General features: G+C 69.3%; 19 protein-coding genes. 11 read left to right on the top strand and 8 right to left on the bottom strand.

The features are described 5' to 3' along the window. Positions 1-58: 58 nt before the first annotated feature. Positions 59-760 (top strand): YjbF family lipoprotein, encoded by a 702-nt coding sequence (locus tag ACTIGJ_RS00190; RefSeq protein WP_439638258.1) that lies wholly within the window; start codon positions 59-61, stop codon positions 758-760. Between the two features lie 66 nt (positions 761-826). On the opposite strand, the gene ACTIGJ_RS00185 is transcribed toward ACTIGJ_RS00190, so the two are convergent. Beyond that, on the bottom strand, positions 827-1,078 hold the full coding sequence (locus ACTIGJ_RS00185) for a hypothetical protein (RefSeq protein WP_439638257.1): 252 nt from the start codon (positions 1,076-1,078) through the stop codon (positions 827-829). A gap of 213 nt (positions 1,079-1,291) precedes the next feature. On the opposite strand from ACTIGJ_RS00185, the gene ACTIGJ_RS00180 reads away from it, so the two are divergent. Both ACTIGJ_RS00180 and ACTIGJ_RS00175 read left to right on the top strand, forming a co-directional pair. Further along, a complete protein-coding gene (locus tag ACTIGJ_RS00180) occupies positions 1,292-4,138 on the top strand; it encodes an SLBB domain-containing protein (RefSeq protein WP_439638256.1) in 2,847 nt (948 codons plus the stop codon). Positions 4,139-4,178: 40 nt separating this feature from the next. Continuing rightward, complete coding sequence (locus ACTIGJ_RS00175) at positions 4,179-6,344, top strand: YjbH domain-containing protein (protein ID WP_439638255.1); 2,166 nt, start codon at positions 4,179-4,181, stop codon at positions 6,342-6,344. A 20-nt stretch (positions 6,345-6,364) separates the two neighbouring features. Here ACTIGJ_RS00175 and xseA read toward each other — a convergent pair whose 3' ends face one another. Further along, entirely contained in the window at positions 6,365-7,714 is a 1,350-nt protein-coding gene (gene xseA, locus ACTIGJ_RS00170) for an exodeoxyribonuclease VII large subunit (protein ID WP_439638254.1), read from the bottom strand. Positions 7,715-7,849: 135 nt separating this feature from the next. On the opposite strand from xseA, the gene guaB reads away from it, so the two are divergent. Both guaB and guaA read left to right on the top strand, forming a co-directional pair. Next, positions 7,850-9,337: an IMP dehydrogenase gene (gene guaB / locus ACTIGJ_RS00165; protein ID WP_439638253.1), complete on the top strand. Its 1,488-nt coding sequence runs from the start codon at positions 7,850-7,852 to the stop codon at positions 9,335-9,337. A 7-nt stretch (positions 9,338-9,344) separates the two neighbouring features. Further along, positions 9,345-10,961: a glutamine-hydrolyzing GMP synthase gene (gene guaA, locus ACTIGJ_RS00160; protein ID WP_439638252.1), complete on the top strand. Its 1,617-nt coding sequence runs from the start codon at positions 9,345-9,347 to the stop codon at positions 10,959-10,961. 92 nt (positions 10,962-11,053) lie between these two features. Here guaA and ACTIGJ_RS00155 read toward each other — a convergent pair whose 3' ends face one another. Then, positions 11,054-11,290, bottom strand: coding sequence for a DUF1161 domain-containing protein (locus ACTIGJ_RS00155; RefSeq protein ID WP_439638251.1), 237 nt, complete (start codon positions 11,288-11,290; stop codon positions 11,054-11,056). A gap of 184 nt (positions 11,291-11,474) precedes the next feature. Here ACTIGJ_RS00155 and ada point away from each other — a divergent pair, with 184 nt between their 5' ends. From ada to alkB, 3 genes are read left to right on the top strand one after another with little or no spacing between them, the layout of a single operon-like run. After that, positions 11,475-12,554, top strand: a complete 1,080-nt coding sequence (ada, locus tag ACTIGJ_RS00150) for a bifunctional DNA-binding transcriptional regulator/O6-methylguanine-DNA methyltransferase Ada (RefSeq protein WP_439638250.1) — start codon at positions 11,475-11,477, stop codon at positions 12,552-12,554. Further along, the gene (locus ACTIGJ_RS00145) at positions 12,551-13,249 is read left to right on the top strand and encodes a 2OG-Fe(II) oxygenase (protein WP_439638249.1); all 699 of its coding nucleotides are present in this window, start codon (positions 12,551-12,553) and stop codon (positions 13,247-13,249) included. Before ada ends, ACTIGJ_RS00145 begins: the two co-directional genes overlap by 4 nt. A gap of 5 nt (positions 13,250-13,254) precedes the next feature. Next, entirely contained in the window at positions 13,255-13,899 is a 645-nt protein-coding gene (gene alkB / locus ACTIGJ_RS00140; RefSeq protein ID WP_439638248.1) for a DNA oxidative demethylase AlkB, read from the top strand. On the opposite strand, the gene ACTIGJ_RS00135 is transcribed toward alkB, so the two are convergent. From ACTIGJ_RS00135 to ACTIGJ_RS00120, 4 genes are read right to left on the bottom strand one after another with little or no spacing between them, the layout of a single operon-like run. Further along, positions 13,900-14,934, bottom strand: coding sequence for a DUF72 domain-containing protein (locus ACTIGJ_RS00135; RefSeq protein WP_439638247.1), 1,035 nt, complete (start codon positions 14,932-14,934; stop codon positions 13,900-13,902). It abuts the gene before it with no gap. 26 nt (positions 14,935-14,960) lie between these two features. After that, positions 14,961-16,415, bottom strand: a complete 1,455-nt coding sequence (locus ACTIGJ_RS00130; protein ID WP_439638246.1) for a TolC family protein — start codon at positions 16,413-16,415, stop codon at positions 14,961-14,963. Next, positions 16,412-17,473 (bottom strand): efflux RND transporter periplasmic adaptor subunit, encoded by a 1,062-nt coding sequence (locus tag ACTIGJ_RS00125; RefSeq protein WP_439638245.1) that lies wholly within the window; start codon positions 17,471-17,473, stop codon positions 16,412-16,414. The genes ACTIGJ_RS00130 and ACTIGJ_RS00125 overlap by 4 nt, the downstream gene beginning before the upstream one ends. Continuing rightward, positions 17,470-19,194 carry a hypothetical protein gene (locus ACTIGJ_RS00120; RefSeq protein ID WP_439638244.1) on the bottom strand — a complete coding sequence of 575 codons (1,725 nt, stop codon included), beginning with the start codon at positions 19,192-19,194 and terminating at the stop codon, positions 17,470-17,472. Before ACTIGJ_RS00120 ends, ACTIGJ_RS00125 begins: the two co-directional genes overlap by 4 nt. Positions 19,195-19,391: 197 nt before the next feature. Here ACTIGJ_RS00120 and rlmC point away from each other — a divergent pair, with 197 nt between their 5' ends. The 3 genes from rlmC to ACTIGJ_RS00105 all read left to right on the top strand — a co-directional run bounded on the left by rlmC (position 19,392) and on the right by ACTIGJ_RS00105 (position 22,628). Beyond that, the gene (rlmC, locus tag ACTIGJ_RS00115; protein ID WP_439638243.1) at positions 19,392-20,534 is read left to right on the top strand and encodes a 23S rRNA (uracil(747)-C(5))-methyltransferase RlmC; all 1,143 of its coding nucleotides are present in this window, start codon (positions 19,392-19,394) and stop codon (positions 20,532-20,534) included. A gap of 22 nt (positions 20,535-20,556) precedes the next feature. Then, entirely contained in the window at positions 20,557-21,069 is a 513-nt protein-coding gene (gene tadA / locus ACTIGJ_RS00110) for a tRNA adenosine(34) deaminase TadA (protein WP_439638242.1), read from the top strand. Between the two features lie 95 nt (positions 21,070-21,164). After that, the gene (locus tag ACTIGJ_RS00105) at positions 21,165-22,628 is read left to right on the top strand and encodes a type IV pilus assembly protein FimV (protein ID WP_439638241.1); all 1,464 of its coding nucleotides are present in this window, start codon (positions 21,165-21,167) and stop codon (positions 22,626-22,628) included. 55 nt (positions 22,629-22,683) lie between these two features. Here the strand turns inward: ACTIGJ_RS00105 and clpB are convergent, their stop codons facing one another. Beyond that, entirely contained in the window at positions 22,684-25,272 is a 2,589-nt protein-coding gene (gene clpB, locus ACTIGJ_RS00100) for an ATP-dependent chaperone ClpB (protein ID WP_439638240.1), read from the bottom strand. Positions 25,273-25,316 lie beyond the last annotated feature (44 nt).

The following is a 25,316-nucleotide window of genomic DNA, read 5'->3' as shown; positions in this document are numbered from 1 at the left end:
AGAGTGTCGCGACAATGGCACGATAGTCGCTTTCCTCATTGCAGTGACCATTTTACCGGTGAACGTCATCGACCATCTGCCGCCCGCCGCGTTGACCCGTCGTCGTCTGCTGATGGCGGCCGGCGCCCTTGGACTGAGCGGCTGCGCCAGCGACTCCTTGAGCCTGCTGGGCGCCGCGATGCCGAGCTTCCGGTCCACGGCGCGCGGTAACGCGTATCCGATCAGCGACGCCCAGATCAAGGCCATTCCGTACGCCAGCATGGGCGTGCAGATCGGCAGTGCGCCGCCGGTGGTGACGATCCTGGCCAGCGCCGACGGCCGGCGGCTCAGCTGGGCGTCGGCCGATCGTGTCGTGCTGATCACCGAGCGCGGCCGGCTGGTCAAGACCATCGGCCTGCCGCGCGATCTGCTGACCACCCGGTTCACCGAGTTCGATCCACTGGAGCGCGTCCGCCAGGGCGAGAAGGTGCCCGACAGCGGCGTCACGCGGATCGTCGATCTGCGTCCGCGCGATGACTTCGGCGTGCCGGTGAACAGCCAGTTCAGTGCGCAGGGCGAGGAGTCGCTGACCATGCTCGGCGAGACACGCATGCTGCTGCGCGTCCGGGAACGGGTGGTGGTCGCCAAGTGGCGCTGGTCGACCGACAACCTGTACTGGATCGATCCGGCCAGCGGGCAGATCTGGCGTTCGCGCCAGCAGTTCTGCCCCGAGGTGCCCGCCATCACCATGGAGGTGCTGCGGCCCTCGGCTCGCGCCTGACCGGTGCGGCGCGCCCAACGAAAAAGGCCGCTCCAGAGGAGCGGCCTTGGTGCGGCGTGACGGCGCTTACGGAGCGGTAGAGGTCGCCGTCGAGGTCGACGTCCCGTTGCCGCCACCTTCCGCGCCGATGACCAGCACGGCGATGGCGGTACCGGCGCCGAGGCCGACGGCGATGACGGTCGAGATGTCACCGACGGCGAAGCCGGAAGCCTTCTCGATGCTGCCAGCGGCATCAGCCGGTTCAGCGTCTGCAGCGCGGGCGGCGGTCGACGTCGCGGCAAGCGCGGCGAGGGTCAGGGCAATGACGGCATGCTTCACGTTGATGTCTCCTGGAAGGATCGGAATGCAACGGCGCTGCCGGAACCGGCGGGGCGGGCTGCATCAAATGCAGGCGGAGGATATAAGGCCAGCCCGGCAACGTCTAGCGCCAGCCATCCGGACGAACCCGCCGCAGCCGCCGGGCAAGTCGGTATCCTTGGCGCCGCCGCCCGGTGCGCCGGCGTCTTTTATCTCAATGGACTGCGAATCAACGTGAGCAAGCGGATTTTCCGGATCGTTTCGGCCGTCGGTGTCGGCTTGTTGCTGGGCTTGGCGGTCGGCCGACCGGCGCTGGCCCAGTTGCCGTTCGATCCGTCGATGATCGATCAGCTGACCCCCGAACAGCGGCAGAAGGCGCTGGAATCGATCGGCGGCAGCAGCAGCGGCGGGCCGGTGGCCTCGCCCGACGGCCGCTTCCGCGATCAGCAGTTGTCGACGCCGACGACCGGCAGCACGCAGGGGGGCACCCAGACGCGGCCGGGCGATGCGGCCCGCTCGCAGTACCCGGCGGCAGGCGCGGGCGGTACAGGAACCGGCACCGGCACCGGCGCAGGGGCCGGCATCGGTGCCGGGGCATCGACGTTGCAGGGGACCTCGGGACGCAATCGGAAGCCGGGCCTGTCCTCTCTGCCCGAGGACGGCAGCCTGACGGCTGCGCCGGGTGCGCAGACCAAGCCCGGGCCGGAGGCGCTGCCGCTGGAGTTCGGCGACATCGCCGACGCGCCGCTGGAGCCGTTCGGCTACGCGCTGTTCACCGCAGGCGCGACCACCTTTGCACCGGCGACCGACATCCCGGTGCCGGCCGACTACGTCGTCGGGCCCGGCGATTCGGTGCGCGTGCAACTGTTCGGCAACGACAACGGCAATTACAGCCTGCTGGTCGGGCGCGATGGCCAGATCAACTTCCCGAAGCTCGGCCCCGTCGCGGTCGCCGGCCAGCGCTTTGACGATGTCCGGAAACTGCTGACCGACCGGGTCAATCGCGAGCTGATCGGCGTGCAGGCCAGCATCTCGCTCGGCGAACTGCGCTCGGTGCGCGTGTTCCTGACCGGCGACGTTCGCCAGCCGGGCTCGTACACGGTCAGCTCGCTGGCCACCATCACCAACCTGCTGTTCGTCGGCGGCGGCGTCACCGAAGTCGGTTCGCTGCGCCGTATCCAGCTCAAGCGCAATGGCCGGCTGGTGCAGCGGCTCGATCTGTATGCCCTGCTGCTGCATGGCGATTCCAGCGGCGATGCCCGGCTGCTGCCCGGCGACGTGGTGTTCGTGCCGCCGGTCGGTCCGCAGGTGTCGGCGGCCGGCGCCGTCAAGCGGCCGGCGATCTACGAGCTGGACAACGAGGAAAGCGTCGACGAGGTGATCGCGCTGGCCGGTGGCCTGCTGGCCTCGGTGAACACCGGCACCGCGCAGATCGAACGCTACGTCGGCAACAAGCGGACCATCGTGCAGCTCGATCTCGCCCGCGACGCCGATCTGCTCTCGGTCGTGCAGGACGGCGATTTCCTGCGGGTCGGCCCGGTGGCCGGCGGCATCGACGACAAGGTGCGGGTCATCGGCCATGTCCGCTATCCCGGTCCCTACCAGTGGCGTGCCGGCTACGACCTGCGCAGCCTGCTCGGCACTGCCCAGGTCAAGCCCTCCGATGCCCGGGCCGAGGCCTATCTGCCGCTCGGCCTGATCGAGCGCACCGATCCGGCGACCGGCGTGCGCGGCTGGATCAGCTTCAATGTCAGCGCCGTACTGGACCCGGCGACGCCGCCGTTGCCGCTGAACCGCGATGACCGGGTGGTGATCCTGACCCGCGACGACGTGTCCTACCTCGACTCGAAGGAAGTCCGCAGCGTGGTCGGCGGCGACCTGCAGGCGGCGTCCAGCTGTCCGGCCTTGCAGCAGCTGGCCGAACTGGCCAACAGCGAGCGTGCCTCGCGCTTCCTGAAGGCCTACAGCGCCGAAAGCAGCAAGTCGACGGTCAGCGCGCGCACCGATGCCGACGTCGAACGCTGCCCGCCGCTGTTCAAGGCGGCGCCGCGGGCGCTGCAATACCTGCTGGAAGAGTCGACGGCGGTCTACGGCGAAGTGCGCCGCCCGGGCCTGTACCCGATTGCCCACGGCACCCATCTGCAGACCCTGATCGACTCCGCCGGCGGGCTCAGCAACGAGTCGGATCGCAGCAACATCGAGTTCGTGTCCTACGGCGAAGCGCTGCAGACCGGCAAGCCGAGCTACCGGACGCTGAATCTCGGCGAGGCCGGCATGGCCGATTTCGCGGTCAATCCGGGCGACCTGTTCAACTTCAAGCCGCGCTATGTCGGCCAGGAAGTCGGCACCGCGCGGATCATGGGCGAGGTCCGTTTCCCGGGTTCCTACGGCATCCTGCGCGGTGAGCGCCTGAGCCAGCTGGTCAAGCGCGCTGGCGGCGTCACCGCCGACGCCTATCCGTACGGCGCGGTGTTCACCCGCGTGCAGGCGCGCACCGCCGAGCGTGAGTCCTACCAGCGGGCGGCGACCGACCTGCAGGAAGCCATGGTCACGGCGGTCACCAGCGGCGCGCTCGGCAAGGATGCGTCGAACTCTGCGCAGTTCCTCGGCACCGTGATCAATCGCCTGCAGAGCGCCGAGGCGGTCGGCCGGGTGGTCATCGAGGCCGATCCGGCGATTCTCGAGGCCCGGCCGGAGCTGGACCCGGTTGTCGAACCGGGTGACCTGCTGGTGATGCCGAAGCGGCCGATCTCGGTCACCGTCATCGGCCAGGTGCTGAATCCGGGCAGCCAGGCCTTCGTGCCGGGCTCGACGATGAAGGATTACGTCGAGCGTGCCGGTGGCTACGCGCAGGCCGCCGACGACGACCGCGTGTTCGTGATCCTGCCGAACGGCACCGCGCAAAAGCTGAAGGCCAGCTTCTGGAACTACAAGCCGCAGGACATTCCGCCTGGCAGCGTCGTGGTGGTGCCGCGCGATGCCGCGCCGTTCAACCTGGTGGCGTTCTCGGAGCGCATCTTCGGCCTGCTGTCGAACCTCGCGGTCACGGCGGCGGCGCTGTCGACGATCAGTCGCAACTGATCGGCGACGCCGCAGGCCGCCATTGCGCCAGACGCCGCCGATGGGCTGCCGGTTTCCGCTGCTCGCCCGCCTGGCGGCGCTCGGGCTGGCCGCCGTGTCGACCGCCCGCGCCGATGACGGCCTGAACCTGAACGACTTCGGCGGCGTCGGCCTGCTGCAGACGCCGAGCGCGCGCTTCGCCGACGAAGGCACCTTCGGCGGCGGCCTGTCCAGCATCAAGCCGTACAACCAGATCCAGATCTTCGCCACGCCGCTGCCGTGGCTGGAAGCGGTGTTCCGCTATACCGATGTCATCGATCGTCCTTACGGGCCGGAATCGTTCAGCGGCTTCCAGTCGTACAAGGACCGCAGCTTCGGCTTCAAGCTGCGGCTGGTCGAGGAAAGCGCGCTGTGGCCGCAGCTGGCGATCGGCATCCAGGATTTCGGCGGCACCGGCGTGTTCGGCGGCGAATACCTGGTCGCCAGCCGGCGCTGGTACGACTGGGATTTCAGCTTCGGCCTCGGCTGGGGGCGTCTCGGCGAGGGCGGCGACCTGCGCAATCCGCTGACCCAGATCGCCGGGCGTTTCGACCGCGACCGCACCGGCACCGGCACGTCGACTTCCACGCCGGGCGGCAGCGGCGTCGGCCGGCTGTTCACCGGCGGCACCATCGGTCCGTTCGGCGGCGTGCAGTGGCGCACGCCGATCGACGGCCTGCGGCTGCAGCTGGAGTACGACGGCAACGACTACAGCAACGAGCGCGGCACCGGCTCGTCGGTCCGTCAGCGCATTCCCGTCAACATCGGTGCCGACTATGCCGTCAGCGACGGCATTCACCTGGGCCTCGGCTACGAACGTGGCGAGCGGCTGAGCTTCCGGCTGTCACTGCGCACCAACCTGGAAACCGGACGCGGGCCGGTCAAGGTGCTCGACCCGCTGCCGCCGGCCATCCTGACGCGCGCGCCCGAAAGCCTCGGCAGCCCGGCGCCGGAAGCGGTCGCGCCGGCCGAACTGCAGGCCCTGACCGGACGGCTGGCCACCGCGCTGTCGCAGCAGTCGTTCGCGCTGTCGGCGTTCGATCTGCAGCCGGCCGGCCGCGCAGCGACCATCTGGCTGGAACAGCAGCGCTTCCGCAGCGCCACCCGGGTGGCGGGCCGAGCCGTGCGGTCGGCGACCGGTGTGCTGCCGCCCTGGGTCGACCGGATCACCGTCGTCGGTATCGACGGCGGCGTGGAAACCTGGCGCATCACCATCAACCGGCGCGAATTCGAGAAGTTCGGCCAGTTCCGCGGCAGCCCCGAGGAGATCCGCCGCACGGCCGACCTCGACCCGGTGCAACCCGATCCGGGCACGGCGGACGTCCAGGGCCTGATCAAGCTGCCGACCTGGAGCTGGGACACCGGCCCTGGCTTCCGTCAGCAGATCGGCGGACCGGACGGCTTCTACTTCGGCCAGCTGCTCTGGCGGCTGACCGGCGATGTCCGGCCGACCGAACACCTGACGTTCAGCGCGGCGCTGTCGTTCAACCTGCTGAACAACTTCGACGACATCACGCTCGAATCGAACAGCCAGCTGCCGCGTGTGCGCAGCGACATCGTCGACTACCTGCAGCAGGGCCAGCAGGCGGTGTCCCGGCTGGAAACCAATTACATCTGGTCGCCGGCCTCAGGGGTCTATGCGCGGCTGTCGGCCGGCCTGTTCGAGGACATGTACGGCGGTGTGGCCGGCGAGCTGCTGTGGCGGCCGCACTTCCAGCGCTGGGCCGTCGGCCTCGATGCCAATGTCGTGCAGCAGCGCGACTACGCGGTGCGCTTCAACTTTCGCGACTACCGGGTGGCCACCGGGCACTTGAATCTCTATTACGACTTCCCGTGGTATGGCCTGAAGGCCAAGCTCAGCGCCGGGCGCTACCTGGCGCGCGACTGGGGCTCGACGATCGAAGTCGCGCGCGAGTTCAGGAGCGGCGCGACGCTCGGCGTGTTCGCCACCTTCACCGACGTGCCGGCCAAGGTGTTCGGCGAGGGCTCGTTCGACAAGGGCTTCTTCCTCAACCTGCCGTTCGATCTGGTGTTCCCGCGCTCCACCCGGCGCAGCGTGAACTTCCTGTTCCGGCCGCTGACCCGCGACGGCGGCCAGAAGGTGCGTGACGGCATCGACCTGTACAACGCCACCGACGCCGGCAACGGCGGCCGCATCGTCTCTGACTGGGCCGACGTGGTGCGATAGATGGCGGCGTTGTCGCCCGACTACGGCTTTGGCAAGACCTCGGCCTCGAAGCCGCCATCGGCGAGCCGCACGGTGACGCGATCGCCGGCCGCCAGTTCGTCGGCGCTGTGCAGCACGCGGCCATCGGCCGCCATCGCCAGCGCATAGCCGCGTTGCAGCACCGCCGATGGATTGAGGCTGTTGAGCAGTGCTTCGGCTTGCCGCAGCTGCGCGGCGCGCTCGGCCAGCAGGCGGTGGCTGCCGCGCTGCAGGCGATCCGCCAGCAGCCGCAGGCGCTCCTGCCATTGCAGCACCCGCGCCAGCGGGGCCGCCGATTCGAAGCGCCGGCTGTGCAGGCTCAGCGCTTCGCGCTTGGCCTGGAGCCGCATCTGCATCGCATGGCGCAGGCGCTGGTCCAGTTCGTCGAGCCGCTGCGCCCGTTCCTGCAACCGCCGGCCGGGATGCAGACGCTGCAGGCGTCCGGCCTGCTGCAGCAGCTGTTCGCGCGCCAGCTGGATGCGGCGCTGGACCAGGCCGATCAGCTGGATGTCCAACGAGTCAATGCGGCCGTAGCGTTCGGCGATGTCCGGCGTCACCAGTTCGGCGGCGGCGGTCGGCGTGGCGGCCCGGACGTCGGCGGCGAAGTCGGCGATCGTGAAGTCGATCTCGTGGCCGACACCCGACACCACCGGCACCGGACAGGCGCGGATCGCCCGCGCCACCGCTTCATCGTTGAATGCCCACAGGTCTTCCAGCGAGCCGCCGCCCCGCGCCAGCAGGATGACGTCGGCGGGCGCGCGCTCGGGCAGTTCGCGCAGCGCGCGGACGATCGCCGGCGGCGCCTGGCTGCCCTGCACCGGCACTGGGTACAGCGCCACCGCAGCCAGCGGCCAGCGGCGGGCGAGGGCGTTGAGAATGTCCTGCAGCGCGGCGCCGGTGCCGGAGGTGATCACGCCGATCACGCGCGGCACGGCGGGCAGCGGCCGCTTGAGGGCTGCGTCGAACAAGCCTTCCGCCGCCAGCTTCGCTTTCAGCTGCTCGAAGGCGCGCAGCAGCGCACCGGTGCCGGCTGCTTCGAGGTGCTCGACGATCATCTGCAGCTCGCCGCGCGCCGGATAGATGCCGACCTTGGCGCGCACCAGCACCGCGTCGCCGTCCTTCGGCTGCGGTCGCACGTAGTAGTTGGTGTTCTTGAACATCGCGCAGCGCAGCTGGGCGCGATCGTCCTTCAAGGTGAAGTACCAGTGGCCGGATGCCGGCCGCGAGAAATTCGAGATCTCGCCGGACACCCAGACGCTGGGCAGGCTGTCTTCGATCAGGCCGCGCAGGATGTCGGCCAGTTCCGACACGGCGTAGACGGTGCGGGCTGCGCCCGGGACGGGACGATTCATGCCGGCGAGCAGAACAACGATGCGAGCCGTTCGGGGGCTTCGTGAAGCGGCGACGCGCCCGGCGATTGCGGCATGGTGATGACGTCGGTCGAAGGCGTGTGCGTTGCGTATAATATCGCTTTGACGGAGCCGTAAATGCCTCGCCTCTCCGCTGACTCGCGCATCGACCTCGAAGCCCTGACGTTCGATGACGTTCTGCTGCAACCCGCCTACTCCGAAGTGCTGCCGCGTCAGGTCGACCTGCGCACGCCGCTGACCGCCCGCATCACGCTGAACATTCCGCTGCTGTCGGCGGCGATGGACACGGTGACCGAATCCGGCCTGGCGATTGCGCTGGCCCAGGAAGGCGGCATCGGCATCATCCACAAGAACATGACGCCGGCCCGGCAAGCCGCCGAAGTGCGGGCGGTGAAGAAGTACGAAAGCGGCATCATCGCCGACCCGATCACCGTGCCGCCGGCGATGACCATCGCCGACGTGCTGGCGCTGACCCGTGCCAACCATATCTCCGGTGTGCCGGTCGTCGACGGCGACCAGCTGGTCGGCATCGTTACCAGCCGCGACCTGCGCTTCGAGACGCGCATGGATCAGCCGGTGTCGAAGATCATGACGCCGCAGCCGCGTCTGGTGACGGTCAAGGAAGGCGCGCCGCGCACCGAGGTCATCGAGCTGCTGCACGAGCACCGCATCGAGAAGGTGCTGGTGGTCAACGAGGCCTTCCAGCTCAGAGGCATGATCACCGTCAAGGACATCCAGAAGTCCACCGAACATCCGCTGGCCTGCAAGGACGATCGCGGCCGGCTGCGGGTCGGTGCGGCGGTTGGCACCGGCGGTGATACCGATGAAAGAGTCGCGGCCCTGGTCGAAGCTGGCGTCGACGTCATCGTCGTCGATACCGCGCATGGCCACTCCAAGGGCGTGATCGACCGCGTCCGGCAGATCAAGCAGCAGTACGGCGACCGCGTGCAGATCATCGGCGGCAACATCGCCACCGGTGCGGCCGCGCTGGCGCTGGTCGAGGCAGGTGCCGATGCGGTCAAGGTCGGCATCGGCCCGGGTTCGATCTGCACCACGCGCATCGTCGCCGGTGTCGGCGTGCCGCAGATCAGCGCTGTAATGGCCGTCGCTGAAGCGCTGAAGGACAAGGGCATTCCGCTGATTGCCGATGGCGGCGTGCGCTACTCCGGCGACTTCGCCAAGGCGCTGGCTGCCGGCGCTTATGCGGTCATGGTCGGCTCGATGCTGGCCGGGACCGAGGAAGCGCCGGGCGACGTCGAGCTGTACCAGGGCCGCTCGTACAAGAGCTATCGCGGCATGGGCTCGCTCGGCGCGATGTCGCAGGGCTCGAAAGATCGCTACTTCCAGGACACGACTGCTGAAGTCGAAAAGCTGGTGCCGGAAGGTATCGAAGGCCGCGTGCCGTACAAGGGGCCGATGGCAGCGATCGTCCACCAGCTGATCGGCGGCCTGCGCGCCAGCATGGGCTACACCGGCTGCCAGAACACCGAGGAACTGCGCACCCAGACGCGCTTCGTGAAGATCACCTCGGCCGGCATGCGCGAAAGCCATGTCCACGACGTGACCATCACCAAGGAAGCGCCGAATTACCGTACCCAGAGCTGATTCTCCGATGACCGCCGCTGCCGTGAAGCCGTCCCCGACGCAGGCCCCGACACCTGACATCCACGCCGACCGCATCCTGATTCTCGACTTCGGCTCGCAGTACACGCAGCTGATCGCCCGCCGGGTCCGCGAGCTGGGCGTCTACTGCGAACTGCACCCCTGGGACATCTCCGACGACGACATCAAGGCCTTCGCGCCGAAAGGCGTGATCCTGTCCGGCGGCCCGGAATCGGTGACCCAGCTGAAGGCACCGCGCGTTCGCGAAGCGGTCTGGGGCCTGAACGTGCCGGTGCTCGGCATCTGCTATGGCCTGCAGGCGATGGCGCATCAGCTCGGTGGTCGGGTCGAGGCACATGATTCCAAGGAATTCGGCTACGCCGAAATCCGCGCCCGCGGCCACTCCGAACTGCTGCGGGGCATCGAAGACCGGGTCAGCGAGGAAGGTCACGGCTTGCTCGATGTCTGGATGAGCCACGGCGACCGCGTGGTCGAGATGCCGCCCGGCTTCAAGCTGATTGCCTCGACGCGCGACGTGCCGATCGCCGGCGTTGCCGACGAACAACGCCGCTACTACGGTCTGCAGTTCCACCCAGAAGTCACCCACACCACGCAGGGCACGCGCATCTATTCGCGCTTCGTGCACGAGATCTGCGGCTGTGGCCGGGCCTGGACGCCGGACAACATCATCAGCGACGCGATCGACAAGGTCCGCGCCCAGGTCGGCTCCGGCCGCGTGCTGCTGGGCCTGTCCGGCGGTGTTGATTCCTCGGTGGTCGCGGCGATGCTGCACAAGGCGATCGGCAACCAGCTGACCTGCGTGTTCGTCGATCACGGCCTGCTACGCCACCAGGAAGGCGATCAGGTGATGCAGATCTTCTCGAAGAACCTTGGCGTCAAGGTGATCCGCGTCGATGCCGAAGCCCGCTTCCTCGGCGAACTCAAAGGCGTCACCGACCCGGAAGCCAAGCGCAAGATCATCGGCCGGCTGTTCGTCGAGGTGTTCGACGAGGAAGCCCAGGAAATTACCGGGGTCGATTTCCTGGCCCAGGGCACGATCTACCCGGACGTCATCGAGAGCGCTGGTGCCAAGTCCGGCAAGGCGCATCTGATCAAGAGTCATCACAACGTCGGCGGCCTGCCCGAGCACATGAAGCTCAAGCTGGTCGAACCGCTGCGCGAGCTGTTCAAGGACGAAGTCCGGCAGATCGGTGTCGAACTCGGCCTGCCACGCGAGATGGTCTACCGCCATCCGTTCCCGGGCCCGGGTCTGGGCGTGCGCATCCTCGGCGAAGTGACCAAGGAAGCAGCCGACACGCTGCGCCTTGCCGACCACATCTTCATCGAGGAACTGCGCGCGGCCGGCTGGTACGACAAGACCAGCCAGGCGTTTGCGGTGTTCCTGCCGGTGAAGTCGGTCGGCGTCACCGGCGACGGTCGCCGCTACGCGCCGGTGATCGCGATCCGCGCCGTCGAGACCATCGATTTCATGACCGCCCGCTGGGCACGGCTGCCGTACGAGCTGCTGGAAAAGGTCAGCTTGCGGATCGTCAACGAGATTGCCGGCGTGTCGCGCGTGGTCTACGACATCTCCGGCAAGCCGCCGGCGACCATCGAGTGGGAATGATCCGGTCGGGCTCGAAATCTTGAGTTGCGACGAGGCCCGGATGCGCGCATCCGGGCCTCTGTCGTTTCGGCGTCGTGTGAATTGCCGGGCGGTCAGGCGCGCGTGTAGACGATCTTTTTCGTGCCGCCCTCGCAGCGTCCGACCTCCCGGCTGTTGCTCGCGGCATCGGCCGGCACGATCTCCAGCGAGTAGGCCTTGACGCCCTTGGCATCGAGCTTGGCGGCGATTTCGGACTTCAGCGCCTCGCAGGACTTGCCGCCGGCCTGGGTCACGACAGGGATCGACAGCAAGGTCAGCGAAACGGCGAGCAGGCAATATGGATGGCGCATGGCAGCGGTCCCCTCGGGTGACGAAGCGCCGGGTGGCAGGGCAGGCGGCCCGAGACCATCGCCGCAAGCGCTTCAGTGCCGATGCTGCGCAGCCGCCGAATTCAAAAGCAAGTCTCGGAGTGTTCGGCTGGCGGCGGACGCCGACACTATCGACATCGCTCGAGATGATCCTTGGAGAGTCGCCGTGAACCCGTCGAAGCTGCTGCAAGACCGCGCTGCCGCCACCGTCAACGATCCCCGCTGGGCACGGGTGCTGGCCCGCGATCCTTCGGCCGACGGCCTGTTCTTCTATTCGGTGAAGACCACCGGCGTCTATTGCCGGCCTTCCTGCAGCGCGCGGCCGGCGCGGCCGGAGAACGTCGACTTCCATGCCAGCGCAGCGGCGGCAGCGGCAGCCGGCTTCCGGCCCTGCAAGCGCTGCAAGCCGGATCAGCCGCCGCTGGCCGAGCAGCACGCCGGGCTGGTGGCGACGCTGTGCCGGCGCATCGAACAGGCCGATGCCGCGCCGACGCTCGATGCCCTGGCCACCGCCGCCGGCATGAGCCCGTTCCACCTGCACCGGGTCTTCAAGGCGGTCACCGGGCTGACGCCGCGCGCTTATGCCGCCGCTCACCGCGCTCGGCGCGTGCGCAGCGAACTGCATCGTGCCGATTCGGTGACCGATGCCATCTACGAGGCCGGCTACAACTCCAACGGCCGCTTCTATGCCGAGGCCGACCAACTGCTCGGCATGACGCCGTCCGACTTCCGCGCCGGTGGCACCAACACCGAGATCCGCTTCGCGATCGGCCAATGCTCGCTGGGCGCGATCCTGGTCGCGGCCAGCCCGCGCGGCATCTGCGCGATCCTGCTTGGCGATGATCCCGACGCGCTGGCCCGCGATCTTCAGGACCGCTTCCCGAAGGCCAGCCTGATCGGTGCCGATGCCGCTTTCGAAGCGACCGTGGCCCGGGTTGTCGGCCTCGTCGAAGCCCCGAGGCTCGGCCACGATCTGCCGCTGGATGTGCGAGGCACGGCGTTCCAGCAACGGGTCTGGCAGGCGCTGCGCGAGATCCCGGCCGGGCAGACGGCCAGCTACGCCGAGGTGGCCCAGCGGATCGGCGCACCGACCTCGATGCGCGCCGTCGCCCAGGCCTGCGGCGCCAATGCGCTGGCGGTGGCGATTCCCTGCCACCGCGTGGTCAGGAGCGACGGCGCGCTGTCCGGTTACCGCTGGGGCGTGGAACGCAAGCGCAGCCTGCTCGACCGCGAGGCGCAGGCTTGAACGGGCTGGCGCAGGTCGACTGGCCGCGCGTGCTCGCCGATCTCGACAGCCATGGGGCGGCAGTGATTCCCGGCCTGCTCGACGCCGACCGCTGTCGGGCGATGGCGGCGCGCTACCAGGACGCACAGGGCTTCCGCAGCCGGGTGGTGATGCAGCGCCACGGCTACGGCCAGGGCGAGTACCGCTACTTCGACTACCCGCTGCCGGACATCGTCCAGACGCTGCGCACGGCGATCTACCCGCAGCTGGTGCCGCTCGCGCATCGCTGGCACGAACGGATGAATGTCGAGGTCCGCTACCCGGCCACGCACGCCGAATACCAGGCGCGCTGCCAGGCCGCCGGCCAGATCCGGCCGACGCCGCTGCTGCTGCAGTACCGCGCCGGTGACTACAACTGCCTGCATCAGGATCTCTACGGCGACGAAGTGTTTCCGCTGCAGGTCGCGGTGCTGCTGTCGCAGCCGGGTGTCGATTTCACCGGCGGCGAGTTCGTGTTGACCGAGCAGCGGCCGCGCATGCAGTCGCGGGCGGAAGTGGTACCGCTGGCGCAGGGCGATGCCGTGGTGTTCGCCGTCCATCACCGGCCGGTGCAGGGAAGCCGCGGCAGCTATCGGGTCAACCTGCGCCATGGTGTCAGTCGCATCCGCTCCGGCCATCGCCACACGCTCGGCATCATCTTTCACGACGCGGCCTGAGCCCGGTGGCGACCCTGGCGTTGTTCGACGATAGCTCGCCGCCGCAGCCGATCGCCGACGGCGCGGTCTGGCTGCCCGGCTTCGCGCTGGCCCAGGATCGCGCGCTGCTGGCGGCGATCGAGGCGATCACCGCCGTCGCCCCGTTCCGGCACTGGGAAACACCGGGTGGCCTGCGGATGTCGGTGGCGATGAGCAATGCCGGCGACTGCGGCTGGGTTTCCGACCGGCGCGGCTACCGCTACGACACTTGCGATCCGCTCAGCGGCCAGCCGTGGCCGGCGCTGCCGCCGCTGCTGCGCGAGCTGGCCCGCGATGCCGCCGCCGCTGCCGGATTCCCCGCTTTCGCGCCCGATGCCTGCCTGGTCAACCGCTACCTGCCCGGTGCCAAGCTGAGCCTGCATCAGGATCGCGACGAGAGGGATTTCACTGCTCCGATCGTCTCGGTGTCGCTCGGCCTGCCGGCGGTGTTCCAGTTCGGCGGCCTGAAACGGGCCGATCCGGTGCTGCGTCTGCCGCTGACGCACGGCGATGTCGTGGTCTGGGGCGGGGCCAGCCGGCTGCGCTTTCATGGTGTGTTGGCGCTCAAAGCTGGACACCATCCGCTGCTCGGTGCGCAGCGGCTGAACCTGACGTTCCGTCGCGCCCGCTGATCAGGGGCGGCGCAGGTCGAGCACCGCCTGCGCGAGCGCCTCGATCGACAGCGGAGCCGAGCCCTCGGCCTTGTTGTTCAGGGTCACGTAGGCCAGCACGCCATGGGCCGCCGTGCCGGCAATGACCCGCGCCAGCTGCTGGCGGGTTTCCGGATCGGGGTCGACCAGACGGTCGAACGGCGCATATTCCTCGCGCGCGGACTCGTAGCCGAACGCGCCATGTTTCATGTGCAGGTTCCAGCGGCAGACCAGCGGGCTCGGCCACAGTGCGCGCAGGATCGGCAGCTGCTCGGCGATCGGCGGCATCTTCGCGTGCAGGCCCAGGCAGTAGCTCACCCCGTGTTGCTTGAGCATCGCGGTGAAGGCCGGCGTCAGCCATTCGGCGTCGCGCACCTCCACGGCCACCACGGCGTCCGGCGCGACGGCGCGCAGATCGGGCAGGGCAGCCAGCAGCCGGTCGAGCTTCTCGATCTGCTGGCCGATCGTCGCCAGCATCAGCCCCGGCAGCGGGCTGAGCTGGAACACCAGCGCGCCCAGCTTGTGGCTGAGGCCTTCGAGCGCCGGCCGCACGAACTCGCGGAGCGCAGTGTCGGCATCGAGAAACAGCACGTTGTGGTTGAGGCTCCTGCCATCGTCGCCCCGGATGCTGGCGTCGGCGATCAGGCTCGGCGCCTTGACCACGAAGCGGAAGTCATCCGGGACTTGCGCCGCATAGGCCGCGTACTGGCCTGCGCTCAGCGGCCGGTAGAACGCGCGATCGAGGCTGACCGTGCGCAGTAGCGGATGCTTCGCATAGGCGGCCAGGCCTTCCTTCGAAAGCCGGGCCTGCTCGTACTCGCCGTCCCAGACCAGCCCGTTCCAGCCCGGGAAGAACCAGGACGAGGTGCCGAAGCGCAGCGTTGCCGGCAGCGCCGCCGCCAGGGCGAGGTGGTCCGGCTTCGGCGCCGCTGGCAGCACCGCCGAGCTGCGCTTGCGCGGCGGCTTCGACGGCCGATCGGCAGGCGGTTCGGCATCGGGGAACAGGGAATCCTGCATGGCGCGTCGGGGCCGGGTCGGGCCGCTCAGCCCGGCCCCAGACCCAGCGGTTCGCGCTGCACGGTGGCGGCGTAGAAATCGGCCAGCGCGCCGAGATAGCGCAGATGGGCGTCGATCTCGCGCACCCGGGCGTTGGCGGCAGCTTCCTCGCGCAGGTTGACGACGAAGAAGTCGCTGGCGCCTTCGGCGAAACGTTCGCGTTCGGCGCGCGACAGCACGTCGGCCTGCTCGGTTTCCTGGGTCGCCAGTTCGACGAAGCGGTAGGCCGCCGACAGGTCGTTGGCAAGCGTGCGGATTTCCACGCCGATGCGTTCTTCGAGCAGGCGGCGGTCGAGATCCAGCCGCGACAGATTGGCCTGGGCGGCGTCGATCTGGCCGCGCGCCTTGCGGGTCTCGATCGGAATGGTGACGTCGAGCCGCACGATGGTGTCGGTGCCGGTACGGCTCTTCTGGCCGCTCCCGAAATCGCGGGCCGCTTCCAGGTTGAGATCGACGCGCGGCATCAGGTTGTTCCTGCCCAGCGCGAGGTTCAGGCGCTCGCGCTCGATGTCGGCGGCCAGCACGCCGATTTCCGGCCGCGCGGCCAGTGCGGCGCGGATCGCGGCGTCGACGGTGGTCGGGTCGATCAGCGACGGCGGGTTCGGCCAGCGGCGCGGCAGTTCGGCTTCGGCCGGCAGACGCGGCGTGCCATCGGTGTGACGCAGGTACAGCGACAGCTTGTTGGCCGCCGCCACCAGCTTGCGTTCGGCTTCTACGACGAAGCCGCGCCGGCGCAGGATGTACTGGCGGTTCTCGTTCAGATAGATGTTGGCGAGATCGCCTTCCTGCACCCGGGTGTCGAGGCCGTCGTTGCGGGCTTCGGCCAGCTGCAGCAGGTCCCGGTAGACGGCCAGCGCCTCGCCGGCGCCGATCCAGTCGACGTAGGCGGTCATCGCGTCGTGCTGCACGCGCACCCGGGTCAGCAGGGCGTCGAGTTCGGTCTGATCGAGCGCCAGCCGGCTGTCGCGCAGGCCGGCGCGACGGCTGTCGATGTCGCGGTCGCGCAGCAGCGAGAACACCGCGCCGACCTTGAACTCGCCGGCGTCGAGCGTGAAGGCCTCGTCCTCGTAGATCGGGAAATCGCCACCCGACACCCGATAGCCGCCGTAGACGTTGGTGTTGAAGTCGCTCAGCGGCTGGACCAGCTTGGTGCTGGAGTAGCGGCCGTCGTAGTAGCCGCTCAGCCGGCTCTTGTTGGTCTGCTCGGCGTAGAGATCGAAGGCGCCTTCGCTGGACAGCAGCTTGCCGGCCTGGGCGCGGATCTTCTCGCGCGCCGCCAGCACCTGCGGGTAGCGTTCGCGGCTGCTGTCGAGCACCGCGTCGAGCGTCAGCGGCACGGCTGTTGCCACTGGCGCGGCTGCAGGCGGCGATGCCGGCTGGGCGAGGGCGCCGTCGACGAGGCTAGCCAGCAGCAGCGCCGCCAGTGGCCAGCGGCGCGTCATTTGGCGGCTCCGCTGCCGTTGCTGCCGCCGTTGGCGACGGCTGGCGTCGGTTCCGGCGGGAAGTAGTTCAGCTGCCGCCAGATCTCGTAGCCGAGCTTGACCTCGTTCAGCAGCACCCAGCCCTGGGCGCGGCCGCCGAGGCGCAGGAAGCGCTCGTCCGGCCACGGCTCGCCGGGCTTCTCGGCGACCACCACGCGATAGCGGCCGTTGGCGGATACCGCCGGGTCGACGAACTGGACGACGCCGGGAAAGGTGCCGACGGCCACCGACGGCCAGCCGCTGAACTGCACGGCCGGCCAGCCCTCGAAGCTCAGCCGCACGTCACGGCCGGGTGCCACCAGCACGGCATCGAGGCCATTGACGAACAGTTCGGTGGCGCGCTGGGTGGCCACCGGCGCGAAGCTGACCAGCACCTCGCCTTCCTTGACGAAGGTCGAGGTGTCGCCACCGAAGATCTTCAGGATCGTGCCGTCGCGCGGCGCGGTGACCAACTGCGTGGCCTGGCGCGACACGGCGGTCTGCGCCTTCACCAGTTCGGCAATGGCGCTGGCCTCGGCCGCCTTCAGCTCGCGCCAGCGGATGTTCGCCGCCTCGACGTCGCGTTTGGCGGCCAGGCCCTTGTCGAACAGGCGCTTGCGGCGGTCGACGTCGATCAGTGCGATCTCGCTGGCAATGCGCCGGGCCTCCAGCCTTGCCTTGGCGGCGTCGACTTCCGCCTGCAGCCGCTCGGTGTAGTTCGGGTCGTTGTCGATCAGCTCGACCAGCGGGTCGCCCAGCTTCACGCGGCTGCCTTCCTGCACATGCCAGCGCTTGATCCGGCCGCTCAGCGAGGCGGTGACCGACTGCACGCGGTTGGTCGGGTCCAGCGCGATGATCTGGCCGTAGCCGGCCGCGGTCTGGATCCACGGCGCCGCGCTCAGCACCACAGCCAGCAGCACCAGCAGCACCAGGATCAGCCGCGCGAAGCTGCGCGTCGGCTTCGGCGGCACCAGCGTTTCCAGGGTGCGGAACGGGGCGACGTACTCGGCCTCGTACTTCGGCGTCGGCAGGTCGCTCATCGGGCGTCTCCGGCGGCGGTGTGCGGCAAGGCCTTCGGTGGCGGCGTCGGCGGCGGCAGGCTGCGGACATCATCGAACCAGCGCTGCGCGCGGGCGGTGATGTCGAGCGCGGCGTCGAAGCCGGCGATGTCCGCCCGGCGACTGAACTGCAGGAAAGTCAGCTCCGGCTGCTGGCGCACGGCGTCGAGCACTGCCTGCCGCGAGGCCAGCGACAGCCGATCGGCGACCGGCGTGATGATCAGCAGGCGCGGCCGGTCGAGCAGCGCGGAGGCGATGCGCAGCAGCAGCATCTGTTCCGGCGTCAGCGGATCGCCGCAGCGGGCCAGCACCGAATCGAGACCGTCGGGCAGGCGGTCGATGGCCGGCGACAGGCCGAGCACGTCAAGCACTTCGCGCATCGCGCTGCGGCTCACGGCCGGATCGCCCAGGCCGAGGTTTTCGGCGATCGAGCGTTCCAGCGGCTCGGTGGAATCGACCACCAGCACCGCTTCGCGCAGCCGGTGCAGGTGGATGTCGCCCAGTTCGGCGGGCCCGAGCCGGGCGCGACCGGACAGCAGCGGGCGGTGGCGGCGGACCACGGCCAGGAGCGCTTCGCGCAGTGCGTCGTCCTCGCAGTTGACGAACACCTTGCGGCCGGCCGGCACCGTGAAGTCGAAGCGCGCCTCCGCACCGTTGACCGCCAGTGTTGCTGCCTCCAGGCCCAGGCCGGCAGCGCCGGTCGGGACCGGTTCGCCGCGGGTCGCGTTCTCCAGTTCCAGGTCAAGGAACTCGCCGAGCTTGTCGACCGCCGCGCACAGCTCGTAGTAGTTGTCGAGCAGCGCCGGCAGCCGGGTCAGCGAATAGAACACGGCGGCGAAGATCAGCTCGGCCGCCACCAGCTGGCCCAGGGTCAGCTCGTTGATGATCACCAGCCAGCCGCCAACGCCGAGCAGCGATGCGCTGGCCACGGCATACAGCCCGAAGTAGCCGATCGTCTGCGCCAGCTTGTAGCCGAAGTGGCTGCGGTGGGCCTGGGCGTAGCCCGCGATCAGCGCTTCGGCCTCATGGGTGGCGTAGCGGATCGTGCGTGTCGACTGGAACGAGGGGTGCACGCGGGCCAGTTCTTCCAGCCAGCGCGCCACCTTGAACTTGGCCTTGGAGGCGTAGACCTTGCTGTTGATCGCGCGATGGGCCCAGATCTGCCAGATCAGCCAGGCCATCAGGATCAGCACCAGGCTGAACACCATGAACGCCGGGTGGTAGGCCGAGACCACGATGATGCCGACGATCGCCTGCATCAGGATCGCCGAGCCGTTCAGCACGATGGTCGGCACGTTGCGCTGCACGCTGACGATCTCGAAGAAGCGGTTGGCCAGTTCCTCGCGGTTCATCCGCCGGCCCGGCGCGACGGCGCTGTGCACGCTGCGCAGCACGATCTCCTGCGTGTAGCGGGCGAAGAAGCGGCGTTCGAAACGATCCATCAGATGCGCCTGCACCACGTACAGCGCGCCGTACATGCCGAGCAGGCCGAACAGGATCAGCGCCAGCACCACCACCGGCTGCAGCAGCGCGGTGTTGGAGACGGTGGCGATCAGCACCTGCACCGACAGCGGCACGGCGAGGCCGAGGACCGAGGTGGCGATGCTGTAGACCGCAGCCAGCCAGTAGAAGGATTTTTCGGGGCCGAGGATGGCCTTGAACAGGGCGGATCGGCGCGCGCTGGCGGTCGATGAGTCGGTCACGGCGTCAGTGGCTTTAAGGCGATGACGGGAGATTGGGGCCTGCACGGCGCCGGCTCAAGGCCCTGCTGCGGAAACCTGCCAGCAGAAGCCCTGCCGGCGAAGTTTCGCCGAGCCGGTAGCGGCTCCGGCCGGCGCACGCGGCCCATCGGCAACGGAGCCGATGTCATGCTGTGCGGCCGCTGCCTGCGCTCCAGACGATGAACTGCGCCCATTTCGATACCCACCGCTGCCGCTCCTGCACCGAGTTGGGGCAGCCCTACGCGGCGCAGCTGGCGGCCAAGCTGCGCCACTGCCAGGACCTGCTCGGCGGGCCGGATCGGTTGCACTGGCTGGCGCCGGTGGAAAGCCCGCCGGCCGGCTTCCGCAACAAAGCCAAGATGGTGGTCAGCGGCAGCAGCGACGCGCCGGTGCTCGGCATCCGCGATGCGGCCGGGCAGGGTGTGGATCTCGGCGACTGTCCGCTGTATCCGCCCTCGCTGCAGGCCTGCTTCCCGGCGATCCGCGCGTTCATCACCGCTGCTGCGCTGCCGCCCTATGCGCTCGACAGCCGTCGCGGCGAGCTGAAGTTCGTGCTGCTGACCGAAGCGCCGGATGGCCAACTGCTGCTGCGCTTCGTGCTGCGCTCGGAGGCGACCGTCGCCCGCATCCGCAAGCACCTGCCGTCGCTGCTGGCGGCGCTGCCGCAGCTGCAGGTGGTGTCGGTGAACCTGCAGCCGGAGCACAAGGCGGTGCTCGAAGGCGCCCGTGAAATTCTGCTCAGCCCGGCGGACCGGCTCGGCATCGCGGTCAATGACATCCGCCTTCAACTGCGTCCGCAAAGCTTCTTCCAGACCAATACCGCGGTCGCCGCCGCGCTGTACGCGCAGGCGCGGGCCTGGATCGAAGCGCTGCAGCCGGCCCGGGTCTGGGATCTCTACTGCGGTGTCGGCGGCTTTGCGCTGCACGCGGCGGCCGCCGGCCGCGAAGTCACCGGCGTGGAGTTGGAAGCCGAAGCGATCGCCAGCGCCGTGCAGAGCCTGGAGGCGCTGGCGGCCGGCGGCCGCGAGGTCGGCGAGGTCCACTTCATCAGCGCCGATGCCACCGACTGGGCGCTGCGCCAGCCGGCAGCGGCCGACTTGGTGATCGTCAATCCGCCCCGGCGCGGCATCGGCGAGCGACTCAGCCGGTACCTGGAGGCGGCAGTCGACACGCGCTGGCTGATCTATTCGAGCTGCAACGCCGAATCGCTGGCCCGCGACCTGGCGCTGATGCCGTCGTTCCGCGCCCGCCAGGCCCGCCTGCTCGACATGTTTCCGCAGACCCGGCACCACGAAGTGATCGTGCTGCTGGAGCGCGCCTGAGCCGGTCGACGACAATACGGCGATGGACGCACCCTTACTCGCACTGACCGAAGCCGATAGCCGCCAGACCGAGGCCGACGCGCACTGGATGCGCCACGCCCGGCAGCTGGCCGAAAGGGCGGCCGCCGAAGGCGAGGTGCCGGTCGGCGCGGTGCTGCTGGCCGCCGATGGCGCATTGCTCGCCGAGGGCTGGAACCGGCCGATCGCCCTGCACGATCCCACCGCCCACGCCGAGATCATGGCGATGCGGGCGGGCGCCGTGGCGCTTGGCAACTATCGGCTCACCGGCACCACGCTGTACGTGACCCTGGAGCCCTGCGCGATGTGCGCCGGCGCGATCATCCATGCCCGCGTGCGCCGGCTGGTGTTCGGCGCCCGGGACCCGAAGGCGGGCGCGGTCCATTCGGTCTACGACCTGATCGGCCGGCCGCAGCTGAACCACGCGGTGGCCTGGGTCGGCGGCGTGCAGGAAGCCGACTGCGCCGAGCAGCTGCGGGCCTTTTTCCGGGCCCGGCGCAAGCTGGCGGCGAATTGACGACGGATTGTTGACGCTGCCGGGCGATTCGGCGATACCACGCCGACGCCACCGCAGGCCCGCCGATCCGGCCGGCCGCTCTGAGGGGACCCCGCATGTCCAGCCCGCTCGCACCGATCCTTCCCGCCGTTCCGGCTCGCCGCCAGCGCGGCGGCGCCCGCCCGGCTCAGCTGGCGCTGCTCGCCCTCGCCAGTGCGCTGCTGATCGCCGCCGGCGGTGTTGCCGCACTGGGCATCGGCGAACCACGCCAGCTGTCGCCGCTGTTCGAGCCGCTGCGGGTCGATGTGCCGGTCGATGCGGCCGGGGTCGAGCCGGCGGCGGTCAAGGTCGGCGTCAGTTTCGGCGGCGTCGATCCGGCGGTTGCCACCGAGCTGGACCGGCGGCTGCGGCGCGAATGGCGGCTCGATCCGCGCGGCCAGTACGTATTGCGGATCAGCGCCGACACCGCCATCCACGAACCGCTGCTGCAGATGCGTGTGGAAGTCGGTGATGGCCGCATCCAGGCGGTCCGCGAACTGACCCTGCTGTTCGATCCCGCGCCGGCTGCGCCGCTTCCGGAGGCGACGGCGCCGCCCGCTGTTCCCGCGCCAGCGCGGGTGCCACCCGCTGCGTTTCCCGCGGCCGCGCCGCAGCCCGTCGTGCCGATCCGGCCGGGCGCAGCCGCAGCGCCGCCGGCACCGGTAGCGGCGGTGCAGCCGCCGCCGGCAAAAGCCGTGTTGCCCACCGTGGCGGCACCGCCACCGGAAGCCGCCGGACCTGCCGCTGCGTCGGCGCAAGCGCAGCAGGACCGCATCGTCTCGACCCGGCTGCGCGAGCAGGCGCTGTCCAGCGCCGATCGCTGGCAGCGGCTGCCGATCGCCGCCGGCGACACGCTGGCCTCGCTGGCCGAGCGTGCGCGCGGCGGGCAGACGGCGATCCCGCTGTCGCTGGTCGAGATGCTGCTGCGCTGGTTGAATCCGCGCGCCTTCGACGGCGTGGCCGGCCAGCCACTGGCCGGTGCCGAGCTGCGCTTCCCGCGCCCTGAAAGTCTGGCGGCGCAGCTGGCGGCGAGCGACGGTCGCTGGCTGACCGAGGCAGCGGCCAGCTCGGCTGCTGTCGCTGTGCCGGTTGCGGCGCTGGCCGGTTCACCGGCGACGGATGCGTTCCCGATGACCGAACCGGGCGCGCGGCTGCTGCCGGCAGCAGCCGCGCTCGGCGCGGTGGCGATGCCGGCTGCTGCCCCGAATGCTGCGGCTTCAGGTACGCCGGCCGGCGGCGCGGCCGGCCTGTTCGGTTCGTTGTCGATGTGGATCGGCAGCGTGCTGCTGACCAGCGCGCTGGGTGTGCTGCTGTCGCTGAAGCTGCTGGGCCGGCTGCCGGCCAGCACCTCGGCAGAGCCGCTGCCGGGCGTGGTGGTGGCGCGCAGCCTGTCGGCGACAGCCTCGGCGTCCGCTTCGTCCGAGGCGCTGTCGCCAGGGCCGCAGGCGCTGGCCGAAGCGCCTGCCACGTTCACTCGGCTCGACTTTGCCGAGCCGGTGGCGGTCGAGCGGCGCGACCGCGAGGGGCGCGGCCGGACCTGAAAGCCGCTGCCGATCGCGAAGGCCGGCAACCGGACCTTCGCGATCGGCGCCCGCTTCAGCCGTGGTTGAACACCAGCCCGGACGGGCCGGCATCGACCAGCACGGTGTCGCCGGCGGCGAACGAGCCGTTCAGGATCAGGTTCGCCAGCGGGTTCTCGACCCGCGTCTGGATCGCCCGCTTCAGCGGCCGGGCACCGTAGACCGGGTCGTAGCCGGCTTCGGCGAGCTTCTCCAGCGCCGCATCGGTGAACCGGATGCCGATCTGCCGCTCGGCCAGCCGCTTGTTCAGATACGCGGTCTGGATGCCGGCAATCGCGCGGATCTGCGCTGCCGCCAGCGGCTTGAACACCACGGCCTCGTCGATGCGGTTGATGAACTCCGGCCGGAAATGCTGGCCGACGACATTCATCACGCCTTCCTTGATCGCCGCGTAGTCGTCGCGCGTCGCGGCATTGCCCATCAGCTCCTGGATCAGCTGGGAGCCGAGGTTCGAGGTCATCACCACGACGGTGTTGCGGAAGTCCACGGTGCGGCCCTGGCCATCGGTCAGGCGGCCGTCGTCGAGCACCTGCAGCAGCACGTTGAAGACGTCCGGGTGGGCCTTCTCGACTTCATCGAGCAGCACCAGCGAATACGGCCGGCGGCGCACGGCTTCGGTCAGGTAGCCGCCCTCGTCGTAGCCGACATAGCCCGGAGGCGCGCCGATCAGCCGCGCCACGGAGTGCTTCTCCATGAACTCGCTCATGTCGAGGCGGACCATCGCTTCCTCGGTGTCGAACAGGAAGCCGGCCAGCGACTTGCACAGCTCGGTCTTGCCGACGCCGGTGGGGCCGAGGAACAGGAACGAGCCGATCGGACGGTTCGGGTCCGACAGGCCGGCGCGCGAGCGACGGATCGCGTTGGCGACCGAGGTCAGCGCTTCTTCCTGGCCGACCACGCGCTGGCGCAGTGTGTCTTCGAGGCGCAGCAGCTTGTCGCGCTCACCTTCGAGCAGCTTCGAGACCGGGATGCCGGTCCAGCGGCCGACCACCTCGGCAATCTCTTCCTCGGAAACCTTGGTGCGCAGCAGCTCGAACTTCGCCTGCGTGGTCGTGCTGGCGGCGGCCAGCTGCTTCTCCAGCTCCGGAATGCGGCCGTACTGCAGCTCGGCCATGCGGGCGAGATCGCCCGAGCGGCGCGCCGCTTCGAGATCAACCTTGACCCGCTCCAGCTCCTCGCGGACACCGGCGCTGCCGGCCACGCTTGCCTTTTCGGCCTTCCACTTTTCCTCGAGGTCGGAGTACTCGCGCTCCAGTTTGGCGATCTCGGCATCGAGCGTTTCCAGCGAGCGCTTGGCGCCCTCGTCGGTCTCGCTCTTCAGCGCTTCGCGCTGGATCTTCAAGCTGATCAGCCGGCGTTCCAGCCGATCCATCGACTCCGGCTTGGAATCGCTTTCGATGCGCACGCGCGAGGCGGCTTCATCGACGAGGTCGATCGCCTTGTCCGGCAGGTTGCGGTCGGTGATGTAGCGGTGGCTGAGCTTGGCGGCCGCGATCAGCGCGCCGTCGGTGATCTCGACGTTGTGGTGGGTTTCGTAGCGATCCTTCAGGCCCCGGAGGATGCCGACCGTGTCCTCGACGCTCGGCTCGCCGACCAGCACCTTCTGGAAGCGGCGCTCCAGTGCCGCGTCCTTCTCGACGTACTTGCGGTACTCGTCGAGCGTGGTCGCGCCGATGCAGTGCAGCTCGCCGCGCGCGAGCGCGGGCTTCAGCATGTTGCCGGCGTCCATCGAGCCTTCGGCCTTGCCGGCGCCGACCAGGGTATGGATCTCGTCGATGAACAGGATCACCGTGCCGTCGGTCTTGCCGAGGTCGTTGAGCAGCGCCTTCAGGCGTTCCTCGAACTCGCCGCGGAACTTGGCACCGGCAATCAGCGCGCCGAGATCGAGCGACAGCAGGCGGCGGTTCTTCAGGCCCTCCGGCACTTCGCCGTTGACGATGCGCTGGGCTAGGCCTTCGACGATCGCGGTCTTGCCGACGCCGGGCTCGCCGATGATCACCGGGTTGTTCTTGGTGCGACGTGACAGCACCTGGATGACGCGACGGATTTCCTCGTCGCGGCCGATCACCGGATCGAGCTTGCCGCTCATGGCGCGCGCCGTGAGGTCGATCGTGTACTTCTCCAGCGCCTGGCGCTGGTCCTCGGCACCGGCCGAATCCACCTTTGCACCGCCGCGCATCGCGGTGATCGCCCGCTCGATGCCGGCCTTGCTGGCGCCGGTATCGCGCAGCGCCTTGCCAAGCGCGGACTTGTCGTCGACCAGCGCCAGCACGAACAGCTCGGTGGAAATGAACTGATCCTTGCGCTGCTGCGCGAGCTTGTCGGTCAGGTTCAGCAGGCGCGCCAGATCGGCGCCGACGTTGACCTCGCCGGTCGGGTGGCCGACCTTGGCCAGATTGTCGAGCAGTGCGGCGAGCTTCGGTTTCAGCGCGTCGATGTTGACGCCGCTCTGCGCCAGCAGCGGCAAGGTCGAGCCGCCGTCCTGGTCGAGCAGCGCCTGCAGCACGTGCGCCGGATCGATCTGGTTGTGGTCGCGGCCGACCGCCAGGCTCTGCGCATCGGCAAGCGCCTGCTGGAAACGGCTGGTGAATTTTTCCATTCGCATGGAGGAACCTCGGTGAGATCAGGGGCGCCATCGCGCCGGGATGC

The sequence above is a fragment of the Nevskia sp. genome (assembly GCF_051860985.1).
Classification (GTDB): Bacteria; Pseudomonadota; Gammaproteobacteria; order Nevskiales; family Nevskiaceae; genus Nevskia.
Note: the sequence above shows the minus strand (reverse complement) of the source record. Positions and strands in the feature narration are given on the sequence as shown.

Excerpts from the sequence above, each read along its gene's own strand:
- guaA (WP_439638252.1), top strand. The coding sequence starts at position 9,345 with ATGACCGCCGCTGCCGTGAAGCCGTCCCCGACGCAGGCCCCGACACCT.
- ACTIGJ_RS00105 (WP_439638241.1), top strand. The coding sequence starts at position 21,165 with ATGTCCAGCCCGCTCGCACCGATCCTTCCCGCCGTTCCGGCTCGCCGC.
- xseA (WP_439638254.1), bottom strand. The coding sequence starts at position 7,714 with ATGAATCGTCCCGTCCCGGGCGCAGCCCGCACCGTCTACGCCGTGTCG.
- guaB (WP_439638253.1), top strand. The coding sequence starts at position 7,850 with ATGCCTCGCCTCTCCGCTGACTCGCGCATCGACCTCGAAGCCCTGACG.
- ACTIGJ_RS00155 (WP_439638251.1), bottom strand. The coding sequence starts at position 11,290 with ATGCGCCATCCATATTGCCTGCTCGCCGTTTCGCTGACCTTGCTGTCG.
- rlmC (WP_439638243.1), top strand. The coding sequence starts at position 19,392 with ATGAACTGCGCCCATTTCGATACCCACCGCTGCCGCTCCTGCACCGAG.
- ACTIGJ_RS00130 (WP_439638246.1), bottom strand. The coding sequence starts at position 16,415 with ATGACGCGCCGCTGGCCACTGGCGGCGCTGCTGCTGGCTAGCCTCGTC.
- tadA (WP_439638242.1), top strand. The coding sequence starts at position 20,557 with ATGGACGCACCCTTACTCGCACTGACCGAAGCCGATAGCCGCCAGACC.
- ACTIGJ_RS00135 (WP_439638247.1), bottom strand. The coding sequence starts at position 14,934 with ATGCAGGATTCCCTGTTCCCCGATGCCGAACCGCCTGCCGATCGGCCG.
- ACTIGJ_RS00175 (WP_439638255.1), top strand. The coding sequence starts at position 4,179 with ATGGGCTGCCGGTTTCCGCTGCTCGCCCGCCTGGCGGCGCTCGGGCTG.
- clpB (WP_439638240.1), bottom strand. The coding sequence starts at position 25,272 with ATGCGAATGGAAAAATTCACCAGCCGTTTCCAGCAGGCGCTTGCCGAT.
- ACTIGJ_RS00125 (WP_439638245.1), bottom strand. The coding sequence starts at position 17,473 with ATGAGCGACCTGCCGACGCCGAAGTACGAGGCCGAGTACGTCGCCCCG.